Annotated in this window: 7 protein-coding genes and 1 pseudogene; all 8 read right to left on the reverse strand. The window is 30.4% G+C overall.

Features of this window, described 5'->3' with window-relative positions; genetic code table 11:
• Nucleotides 1–1,071: 1,071 nt before the first annotated feature.
• A complete protein-coding gene (locus tag OC710_RS01880) occupies nt 1,072–2,274 on the reverse strand; it encodes an acetate kinase (RefSeq protein ID WP_004994853.1) in 1,203 nt (400 codons plus the stop codon).
• 1,516 nt (nt 2,275–3,790) lie between these two features.
• A complete protein-coding gene (locus tag OC710_RS01885; protein ID WP_004994855.1) occupies nt 3,791–4,327 on the reverse strand; it encodes a citrate lyase holo-[acyl-carrier protein] synthase in 537 nt (178 codons plus the stop codon).
• Between the two features lie 54 nt (nt 4,328–4,381).
• The gene (citF, locus tag OC710_RS01890) at nt 4,382–5,917 is read right to left on the reverse strand and encodes a citrate lyase subunit alpha (protein ID WP_004994859.1); all 1,536 of its coding nucleotides are present in this window, start codon (nt 5,915–5,917) and stop codon (nt 4,382–4,384) included.
• Between the two features lie 299 nt (nt 5,918–6,216).
• Nucleotides 6,217–7,089, reverse strand: coding sequence for an aldolase/citrate lyase family protein (locus OC710_RS01895; protein WP_036690756.1), 873 nt, complete (start codon nt 7,087–7,089; stop codon nt 6,217–6,219).
• Nucleotides 7,090–7,228: 139 nt separating this feature from the next.
• Nucleotides 7,229–8,960 (reverse strand): annotated as a pseudogene (locus OC710_RS01900) (reverse transcriptase domain-containing protein).
• 685 nt (nt 8,961–9,645) lie between these two features.
• Nucleotides 9,646–9,933 carry a citrate lyase acyl carrier protein gene (citD, locus tag OC710_RS01905; RefSeq protein ID WP_054598527.1) on the reverse strand — a complete coding sequence of 96 codons (288 nt, stop codon included), beginning with the start codon at nt 9,931–9,933 and terminating at the stop codon, nt 9,646–9,648.
• Nucleotides 9,923–10,591 (reverse strand): bifunctional 4-hydroxy-2-oxoglutarate aldolase/2-dehydro-3-deoxy-phosphogluconate aldolase, encoded by a 669-nt coding sequence (locus OC710_RS01910; RefSeq protein WP_054598528.1) that lies wholly within the window; start codon nt 10,589–10,591, stop codon nt 9,923–9,925. Before OC710_RS01910 ends, citD begins: the two co-directional genes overlap by 11 nt.
• Before the next feature lie 63 nt (nt 10,592–10,654).
• A complete protein-coding gene (locus tag OC710_RS02740) occupies nt 10,655–10,909 on the reverse strand; it encodes a triphosphoribosyl-dephospho-CoA synthase (protein WP_152908774.1) in 255 nt (84 codons plus the stop codon).
• Between the last annotated feature and the right edge of the window lie 221 nt (nt 10,910–11,130).

An 11,130-nucleotide genomic window follows, 5' to 3' on the forward strand; every position in this document is an offset into this window, starting at 1 on the left:
CATCTTGACTAATTTGCTTTCGTCGCAACCCGCTTTTTATGGTCTGCTATAATTCAGTATTCTTTCGTTTACTAAACCGACCATCTCCTTTCAAGGTTTATCGGCCCTGGCTATTGGTTAGATAGCATGAAATTTAGGCCTCTTTGGCGTCCTATGCGTCAGCATTTAAATTTGGATTTTTTTACATTAAGGAGATTTTTTTTGATGGTTTGTTAATTACTGTTGGCGGCATTAGTTTTCACTATGTAAGATAAAAACTGGGGTTTTTTTATACGCCAGAATAACCTGAGATTTGTCTTTGTTGATAATCCGTTTAAAATTTGTTACAGATATTAAATAACTTGGTTTTTATTGTCTTGAATGTATAATATAAGAAAACATTGGATGAGAAAAGGGAATAATAGATTTTTTTTAAGATAAGTTTAATAACAATGATGCACAGATACCCTTCTTTTTATTATTAATATATTGTTTTGAGGATTTTATCCTTTTTGATTTATATTTTCATCATCCTTAACAGTATATCATGATTGATGGATTCGAAATACCTTTTGATGTCAATTTCGATGATGATATAATCAATCCCTTTGAATTATCGTCGAACGATTTTAATAATATAATAATAAGATTTTTTGATTAAGAAATCGAAACTACATTTTTAAAAATTACTTTAATATCTACCTTAATTACTTAGGCTAAAGTGATTTTTTTAATAATTCGATCCTTTTGCGCTTTTTGTTAGTTAATAAACTACCCCATACCAAATTAATTTATTATCAATATCCTTTATACTCGATTAAAGTAGCTTAATAATTAGATTTTACCATTACATTATCCTTATTATTTATCAGGCTGTTTCGATTTATCCCTTAAAACCATTTAGTGATGATATTATTTTGAATAACTGACTTAATCGAAACCCACTTTTGAGAAATGTTTTAATCCCATATTGTTTCCTTTAAATAATTTTTTTGCCCCTTCGATTTTTATCAGCACTGATTATTGGCGAGATAACACAATATTTAGGATTCTTTAGCGCTTATAAAAGGATTAAAAGATTAGTCATTTACTTTAATTAGCTGAATTATTTTTAGCCGAAATAAAAGACATAACATCTCGAGCAATAGTTAATTCTTCATTAGTAGGAATAATTAAAATAGGAATAATAGATTTTTTGCTAGCAATATTTCTTAATTTAGGGCCATTTTCATTTAGTGTTGGTTCTAAAAAAATATTTAAAACTGCTAATTTTGAAATAATTTCGGATCTAAAAAAAATGGAATTTTCGCCAACACCTGCTGTAAATACTAGAGCATCAATACCTTCTAATTTTACGTAATAACTGGCAATGTAATCCACAATTTTCTTAATTTGAATCTCTAAAGCTAATTTAGCTTTCGCATTACCCTCTAACATAGCTTTTTCTAAATCTCTACAATCATTCGAAATTCCCGAAATACCTAATAATCCAGATTTATTATTTAAATCATCAATCACTTCTTGAGATGTTTTATTTTCATAACTAGAAATTAAAGCAACAATAGCAGGATCTATGTCTCCACTGCGTGTACCCATCGGAACACCAGCTAATGGTGTTACTCCCATAGAAGTATCTACTGATTCTCCTTTGTCATTAACAGCAGTAATAGAGACCCCATTTCCAGCATGGCAGATAATTAATTTTAAATTAGATTTTGCTAAAAAACGTTGTGCTTCTTGAACAATAAAACGACAAGAAGTGCCATGGGCACCATATTTACGAATTTTATATTTTTTATACCATTCATAAGGAACTGCATATAAAAAATTAGAAGTTTTAATAGTTTGATGAAAACTAGTATCAAAAACACCTACATGAAGAGCTTTGGGTAAAACTTGTTTAAACAAACGAGCACCCAAAATATTAACAGGATTATGTAAAGGGGCTAAATTATTTAAACTTTCCAATTTATCAAGATTTTCATCTGTTAAAATAATAGAATTTGGAAATAATTCGCCACCTTGCACAATACGATAACCAATTCCCTTAATTTCAGTAATTTCTTTAATAATTGATAATTCAATTAATTTTTTCAATAATAATTCAATAGCTAATTTATGATCAGTAATAGCTATATTTTGTTTATAAATGCGATCTAAAGTTTTAATAGTAAACATAGAATTAACATTGCCGATTCGCTCGAATAAACCACTACATAACATTGTTTCTGTAACCATATTAATTAATTGAAATTTCAAAGAGGAACTACCAGAATTTACAGACATAATTTTCATAAAAAAACCTCCACTTTTATTGCAATTGATATAAATAAAAAAATAAAAAGCTATTTATAAATAAAAATAATAAGCAAATAATAAATACATAATATATTATCAGCGATCCAAATTATTATTAATCCATTAAATTAGATTTTTCATTTGAATAAATAAAATTTATCATAATGTTATATGGATAGAACATTTGCGTTTAAAATCAGGATGTACCTTCCTGATATCTATTACAAACAGCCCCCATCTAAACCGGACAAGCAAGTTTCCAAGCATCCGGCTTGCCATAATTTATCCTCTTTTGAACACTAAATGGACTTTAGTTGCAATAAATTACTGACTTCTTTCGCCCTATAAAGGTCGTTAACCTTCATCTTGGGAGGGCGATTAACTTAATTATTCCAAATTAAGTTTTACTCCTCCGACTACTAAAAAGTCGCTTTATCCTTGAGCCTAATGACTTTTATTTCATTATTAGTTAATTTAATAACTAGCTTTTAGGATTCTCCAAGTTACTCTAAATATCTACCTTAATCCGTTAGGGGAAGTGACCATTTACTAATGGTGAGATTCCAGGTTTTTAATTGATAAACTATCCAATATATCGATATAATATTGATAGACTCTGAACTGCTCACTTATAGTAGTTTGCGAGATAGGTTAGCTTATTACATCTTCTTAGCTTCTTAGGCCATTTCAGGCTTATCCATGGGATTATTAGGTGGCGGCATCTTTTTGACTAACTACTTCGTCGCAACCCGCTTTTAAGAACTGCTGTAATTCACTATTCTTTCGTTTAATGAACCATTCTTATCCTTTCAGTGTTTATCTGCACTGGTGATTGGTTAAATCACACGATATTTAGGCCTCTTTGGCGCCCATCGATAAATGTTAATATACGGATAGATTATCGGCGTTTCTTTGATAAGATTTGTTTTTTATCAAATATTACCAATAGCCCCCGTCCAAACGGTGCGAGCAAGTTTCCAAGCACACCGCTTTCCATAATTAATAAATTACTTTCTTCTTTCGCCCTATAAGAGTTGTTACCTCTCTTCTTGGTAAGACGATTAACTGGATTATTCCACATCTAGGTTTACTCTTACGACTACTAAAAAGATTCTTTATCCTTGACTATCAGGGCTTCTATTTCCTGATTTGTAAATTAAATTACTTAGTTTTAGGATTCTCCAAGTTACTCTAAATTTCTACCTTAATTCTTTAGGGGAAGTATCCTCATTAAGAGGCTGATTCCAGGTTTCTTTATATGATAAACTACTCAATACAGAATTAGATATTAGTAGACTCTGGACTATCCGTTTAAGCAACTTCCGGAACAGGTCTTATCATTACATCATTTTTCCTTCTTAGGCCATTTCAGGCTTCTCCATGGAATTATTAGGTAGCGGAGTCTTCTTGACTAATTTGCTTTCGTCTCAATCCACTTTTATGGTCTGCTGTAATCTGGCATTCTTTCGTTTGACAGACCAACCATATCCTTTCAGGGGTTTATCGGCCCTGGCTATTGGTTAGATAGCACGAAATTTAGGCTTCTTTTGGCGCCCAATTCTATTAAGTTATGTGTTTTATTCAAAGCACATTCTTTAGCTGCTTTCGAACATATAAAACATAATCGAGGTTTTGGTGGATAAAACAAATTTCGGGAAACATTTTCATGTTTTAAATTGATAATATCTAAATCCACTAAACGAAAACAAATATGAGTTTTTTCTAAAATTAAAAAATTTTTTTTAATTTCTATTAATTTGGGCATTTCTGCAGTAATTAAAACTATATTAACATAAAAACCAGCTTTATCAAATAATATTCTAAAATCATTAGAACCCAAACATATTTGTGTTTTTTTTAAAAAAGGTATTATAATGTTTTTCATAAATAAATTAAAAAATTCAAAATATAAAGGTTTAAGCTTAATTATTCCTGGAATATTTAAATTAATAGTTAGAAGACCTTTTTGATAATAATTTAACATTTTAAGTTGTAATATATATCTTTCTTCTTTGGCTTTTAAATATTGCTCTATCATTTTATAAAACATAATAATTATATAAACCTAAATATTATAACCAAAATTAAAATAAACATATATTCTTTATTTTACTTTATAAACGGTATCAATTAAAGTACCATCACGATACTCAATCAAGGCAATAACACGATTAGTATCATAATTAATTGGTAATGGTTTACCCACAATACTATAAGCCAAGTCGCGTAATTCACAAATATCTTTAACAACTATTCCGGCTGATTTTAACCACATAAGTAAATCAGTTCTTATCGGATTTACAGCAATACCTAAATCAGTTACCAAAACATCAATAGTATTCCCTGGAGTAACTATTGTTTGTACACGATCTACTACAGAAGAAATTCGTCCTCGAATTAAAGGAGCAGCTACAATAGCAATTTTACTACCGTATGCTACATCACTATGACCACCAGAAGCTCCACGTAAATAGCCATCATTTCCTGTAATGACATTACAATTAAAATTAACATCTATTTCTAAAACACTTAAAATACCAAAATCTAATTTATTGACAGCACAACCTTTAATGAAAGGATTAGCATAAAAAGAAGCTGACATTTCTAAATGATTAGGATTATTTTTTAAAGAATTAACCGCTTCTAAATCAAAAGACTGCACATCTAATAATGTATTAACTAACCCTTCCTTTAATAAGTCTACTTCCAATTTAATAATTCCTCCTAAAAAAACAGAAGCTTTCATTTGCTTACGCCTCATTTCATCAGATAAAATTACTAAAGATGCTTGAGAAGCCCCACCAGTTCCTGTTTGAAAAGAAAAACCATTTTTAAAATAAGGTGTGTTTTTAATAACTTTAACAATGTTTTCAGCAATAACAATTTCTTTAGGATTAAATTTCGAATGAATTTCTCCTGAAGAAATTTTTTTATTATCTCCAATCACTTCTACTTTAACAACATAATCAACATAAATTTGCGGAATAGAAATAGGATTATTAGGATAAGAAACTAAAGTGTCTGTGATAATAATAGTTTTATCAGCATACTGCGCATCTACAATAGCATAACCTAAAGATCCTACGCAAGAATCACCTATAACACCATTAGCATTACCCATTTCATCACTACTTGAAGCAGCTAAAAAAGCAACATTAATATAAGATTGTTCCGTAGTAATAGACCGTGCTCTACCACCATGAGATCTAATGATAACAGGTTTCGTTAAAAGACCTTCAGAAATAGCATTACCTAATTCTCCCCTTATAGCTGAACCTTCTAAAGCAGTTACAATACCATCTTTAATATATTCAATAAAACAATCATGAGACTTTGTAAAAGAAGAAGCTAAAACAGTTAAATTTTTAATATTTAATTTCTTGATAGCTTCCATAACTTGTTGAAAAGTTTTATCGCCGTGCCTAAAAGCATGATGAAACGAAATAGTCATACCATCCTTCAAACCGCTTTTAACAATAGCTTCTTCTAAAGAATTTAACACTTTATTATTTAAAAAATTATATTGATTATTTTTGATTTTGGTCACGGTACCAACACTATTATCATCATTTTTACATTCATAAAGCCCATTATTATGATTATCTATTTTTTTTGAATTTTTCTTAAATTGTTCTATCATTGAATTATTCCTTTTTTTATTAATTAACAATTTGAAAATTACTTAATTTTATTAAATATTTTTTAATCGAAAAACTATCGAAATAATTTTTTTATAATTTGATAACATTATATTTTCTTAATATAATACTTTTTAATAACATGGATTTATATCATAAAAAACAAAAAAATCGTAAATATTAAACTAATAATATCTCTCGCCAAATGTTATAACTCGTTCAAAATTGATTTACTATAACATATGGAATCTTTTATTATTTTGAGTTTATTATTAATACAAAAAATACCAAATAATTGTTATCAATCTTCTATGCTAGGATTCGCAATATTAGCTTTTTGTAAAATATTTTCTGCATATTTTATAACTGGTTTATCAATCATTTTGCCATCAATAGCAAATACACCTTGGTTTTGTGAACGATATTTTTTATATAAAGTTAAAATTTTTAAAGCTTCTTGGATTTCTTTATCGCTAGGTTGAAAAATTCGATTAAGAATAGGCAATTGATCTGGATGTATAGCGGATTTACCATTGAAACCCATTTCTTTTACTAAAATAGCTTCTTTTTCTAATCCTTCTAAATCGGAAACATTATCATAAATACAATCAATAGCATCAATATCAACAGATCTAGCTGCATGCAATATCATTTGGCGAGCAAAAAACAATTCATGACGATTAATAGTTTTAGTAGCTTGCAAATTTAACATGTAATCTACACCACCCAAAGCAATCCCTACTACTCGCGAAGAAGATGACGCTATTTCGAGCGCATTTAAAACTCCTTTAGCGCTTTCTATAGCGCAAAAAATAACAATTTTAGAAGGTTTGTTATATTTAGCCTCAATATTTTCAATATCTTTAATAACTCTTAAAACTTCTAATTTTGATTCAACCTTCGGTAAACGAATAGCATCTAATTTTTCATTAGTTACCATAGCTTCTAAATCTCTCTGATAAAAAGGAGTATCAAAGGCATTAATTCGTACCATAGTTTCAATATTAAACCTATGATAATCCAAAAAACTAATCATATTTCTAGTTAATTCGCGTGCAGCATCCTTTTCTTCAATAGCAATAGCATCCTCTAAATCAAATATCACACTATCTACCTGATAAGAAATAACATCTTTAAATAAAGCAGGATTATTACCAGATACGGATAGATTAATTGCGTTTTATACAACGATTTGTATTTGTTGTTTTATTTACAATCAGCCCCCGTCCAAACCGGACAAGCAAGTTTCCAAGCATCCGGCTTTCCATAATTTACTCTCTTTCGAGAACCAATTTCTCCTCACGGTTGATTAGTTATTTATTCTTATTGTTCTTATTCTTTCTGATATCATGTATTTGCTGATTGGTTATCTTACGATGACAATCTTTACACAATACCTTTGTTCTTTTATTCATGATACTTTGGTAATGCGCATTGCGAATTGTGCCAATATGATGAATTTGAAGTTGGGTTGTTTTGTCGCAGCCCTCGCAACGTTCCGCTTTTAGTCGGTCAGTTAGATGCGTACGACCTTGGAATATATATTTGTTAATGGTAATGTCCGGGTTTCCCTTGTAATTACGCATTGCCTTAATTTTATTCCAAGAGTAGACATCCCATGGTTCGTATTGGGTTTTTCCTTTATTAATATAATTAATCCCCCAGGTTGAACCAATTTTACATTTCTTTCGAACTCTAGCAATTGTTGTTTTCTGTTTCCTTGCTAGTGTTTTCAAACAGCTATATTCCGCTAGATAATTTAAGTGGGTTAAGACCCCAAGATTGTTAGTCAAACAAAAGTATTGGATAATTCCTCTAACAATTGTCTTATAGGTCCGGATTATTTCTAATTCGTCTCTACTCGCTAATGTTTCATCGTGTTTCACTTTCCCCTTTTTCAGCCAATTATATTCATATCCATATTCTTTGGCTTTCGCTTGGGGAATTTGGATTTGAATTTGACCGTTTAAGGAATTCTTGGTGGTTTTCCTCCCCCTAGTTTTGTTCGTAGGGTTAACCTTTATCATGTAGGATAGAAACCTCGTTCCTTTGTTGGCTTTCACAATTTTGGACTTATCCTTACTAACAGTAAGGTTCAGGTCTTGCTTTAGCCATTGCGTTACTTGGTCTTTGATTCTTTCCGCCTGGTTATATTCGCCTTTAATACCGATGATAAAGTCATCAGCATACCGGCTATATTCAACTCTTATTTTTGGATTTAGATTGATATGACTATCAATTACCAGACTATGATGTTGGTTTTTAGACCATGCTTTCTTATATTTTGGGTTACTCTTCCTAATCGGTATTCCTTCTTTAATCAGTCTCTCCATTTTCAGGTCAATGTGGTGTAAATATACATTCGCCAATAAAGGAGAAATAATCCCTCCTTGAGGAGAGCCTGATAAAGATTCATATTTGATGCCATCTTTAATGAAGCCCGCTTTTAACCATTTGTTTAATGGTTGCGAGTGTTTTATGCTTTTTGATGAACTGATTGAAGGTTCTCATCAGAATCTCATGATTGATGGTATCAAAGTAGCCTTTTAAGTCAATTTTGACAAGGTAATCAATTCCTTTAAATCTTTGTTTGACGCGTTTGATAGCGTCATGACCAGATTTTTTGGTTCTAAATCCAAAACTCCATTCTGAGAAGATATTTTCGAAATAGGAAGTTAAGAGTTGTTCCAGGCATTTTTGCATCAATCTATCCTTGATGGTCGGTATGCCCAAAGGTCTGGTTTTTTTATTATCCTTAGGAATGAAGATTCTTTTGACTGGTTTTGGGTGGTAACCATTGTTGACGTATTCCAGATGATATCTTTTTAATCTTTCCAGATTAATTCCATCGATGGTTCTATTGTCGATTCCGGGTGTACCCGCTCCCTTATTAGTCGCAATTTTATTAAATGCTACTAACGTGTTGTAAAAGTTATTCATCCCTTGCTGCAGCTCTCTTTTTAGAGAGTAACCGTTTGATGAACAATATTGAATCTTATTCAATGTTCGCGAAAGTTTAGTTTCTGGTGAAACCGTTGTTGACATAGTATATCAACTCCTTTCCCGATACCATTGAATAACTAGTAAATTACTTTCTTCTTTCGCCCTATAAGAGTGATTAACTCTCTTCTTGGTAAGTCGATTAACTAAATTATTCCAAATTTAGGTTTACCCTTACGACTACTGAGAAGATTCTTTATCCTTGACCATCCGGGCTTTAATTTCCGGATTAGTAAATTTAATTACTTAGTTTTAGGATTCTCCAAGTTACACTAAATTTCTACCTTAATTCTTTAGGGGAAGTATCCTCGTTCAGAGGTTGATTCCAGGTTTCTTTGTTCGATAAACTACCCAATACTTATACCTTATATTAGTAGATTCTGGACTGTCCGTTTAAGCAACTTCCGGAACAGGTTTGCTAATTACATCAATTTTCCTTCTTAGACCATCTCAGGCTTTTCCATAGAATTATTCGGTGGCGGAATCTTCTTGACTAGTTTGCTTTCGTCGCAACCCGCTTTTATGGTCTGCTTTAATCCGTCATTCTTTCGTTTGACTGACCGACCATATCCTTTCAGGGTTTATCGGCCCTGGCTATTGGTTAAATAGCACGAAATTTAGGCCTCTTTGGCGCCCGTATAAATAGCATGGTTTTTCTATTTTTTTTCATTTTTAACCTCGATATTATTTTTGTATTTAAAATTAAAAAATTTAATAATAGTAAATTAAATCAGATTCTAGCACGTTCTAAAGCCACTAAAATACGTGATTTTAAAACAATTTCTAAAGCTCCTTGATCTTGGATTAATAATTTACAACTAGTGACATTATTTTCTTTTAAAATTTCAAGAGTTAAAGTGCGCATTTGTTCTCCGAATTGTTTTTCAAAAGGTGATTGAATGATAATTTGTATAATATCAGATAAATTAGGTTCTATAGTTATTAAACAATCACTAGAATTAAGAGAACCACAAAAGGCTCTTTTTATAATAGGTTTTAATTTATTATTATTTATCATTTTGTAATCCTCTTTTTTTAATCACTTTTTGCACTATATCAACATATTTAAAAGCTAAATTAGCTATTTTAGATTCATCTACTATATCAACATCGCGATCGCTACCTAATTCACCTGTAATACCAACCGCTAATGCACCTGCTTCAAAATAATCTAAAATATTTGATAAATTAATACCCCCCGTTGCCAAAATAGGCCAATTAGGAAAAGGATCTCTGATGAAAGATAAAGCTTTAGCTGTAAATGCAATACTTGGATACAATTTCAATAAAGAAGCACCTTTTTGAATAGCTAAATACATTTCATTAACAGTCATAACTCCGGGAACATATAAAATATCATTTTCGATAGACCAATTTAAAATTTCTTCATTATAAACCGGAGAAACCAAATATTGCGCTCCCGATTCTAAAGCTGTTTTAGCTTCGTGTAATGTTAATACAGTACCAGCTCCAATCATTGCTTTTGGATATTGCAAACTAATTTCTTTAATTAAAGAAAAAGCCTGAGGAATAGTTAAAGTAATCTCGGCAAAACGAAAACCATTTTCTAATGTATTTTTTAAAATTTTATAAGCGTTATTTTTAGTTTTCGTACGGACAATCACGCTTAAAGGATTTTGCTTTAAATAATAAATTTTTTTTTGAATATTTTGCACTTAACACACTCCATTTTTATTAATTTTAGTTAATAAATACATTTTGAAACTAAAAAGTCAATATTAATAAATATTATTCAACCGATTTACACAAAATAAAAAATAAGTTACAACAGATAAATCAGCACAACCTCCTGGAGAAATTTTATTGTTTACATAGTAATTATTTTTAGACAAAATAGCTTTTTGAAAAGTTATAAAACCCATATTTTCTAAAATATTTAACCATGATAAAGCTTTTTGTTGTATTTTTTTAAAAAATGAAAAACCAATTTTATTAATTAAAGATACGGATAGATTAATTGCGTTTTTATTCAGCGATTTGTCTTTGCTGTTTTATTTACAATCAGCCCCCGTCCAAACCGGACAAGCAAGTTTCCCAGCATCCGGCTTTCCATAATTCACTCTCTTGCGAGAACTAATGTCTCCTCGCGGTTAATTAGCTATTTATTCTTATTGTTCTTGTTTTCTAATATCATGTATTTGTTGATTGGTTATCTTGCGGTGACAATCTTTACACAATACCTTTGTTCTTTTAT

This window comes from 'Vigna radiata' phytoplasma (genome assembly GCF_030586915.1).
In the GTDB taxonomy this organism is placed as follows: domain Bacteria; phylum Bacillota_I; class Bacilli_A; order Acholeplasmatales; family Acholeplasmataceae; genus Phytoplasma; species Phytoplasma australasiaticum.

Bases quoted from the DNA above. Each gene is read 5' to 3' on its own strand.
- citF (WP_004994859.1), bottom strand. From the start codon at position 5,917: ATGATAGAACAATTTAAGAAAAATTCAAAAAAAATAGATAATCATAAT.
- OC710_RS01885 (WP_004994855.1), bottom strand. From the start codon at position 4,327: ATGTTTTATAAAATGATAGAGCAATATTTAAAAGCCAAAGAAGAAAGA.
- citD (WP_054598527.1), bottom strand. From the start codon at position 9,933: ATGATAAATAATAATAAATTAAAACCTATTATAAAAAGAGCCTTTTGT.
- OC710_RS01880 (WP_004994853.1), bottom strand. From the start codon at position 2,274: ATGAAAATTATGTCTGTAAATTCTGGTAGTTCCTCTTTGAAATTTCAA.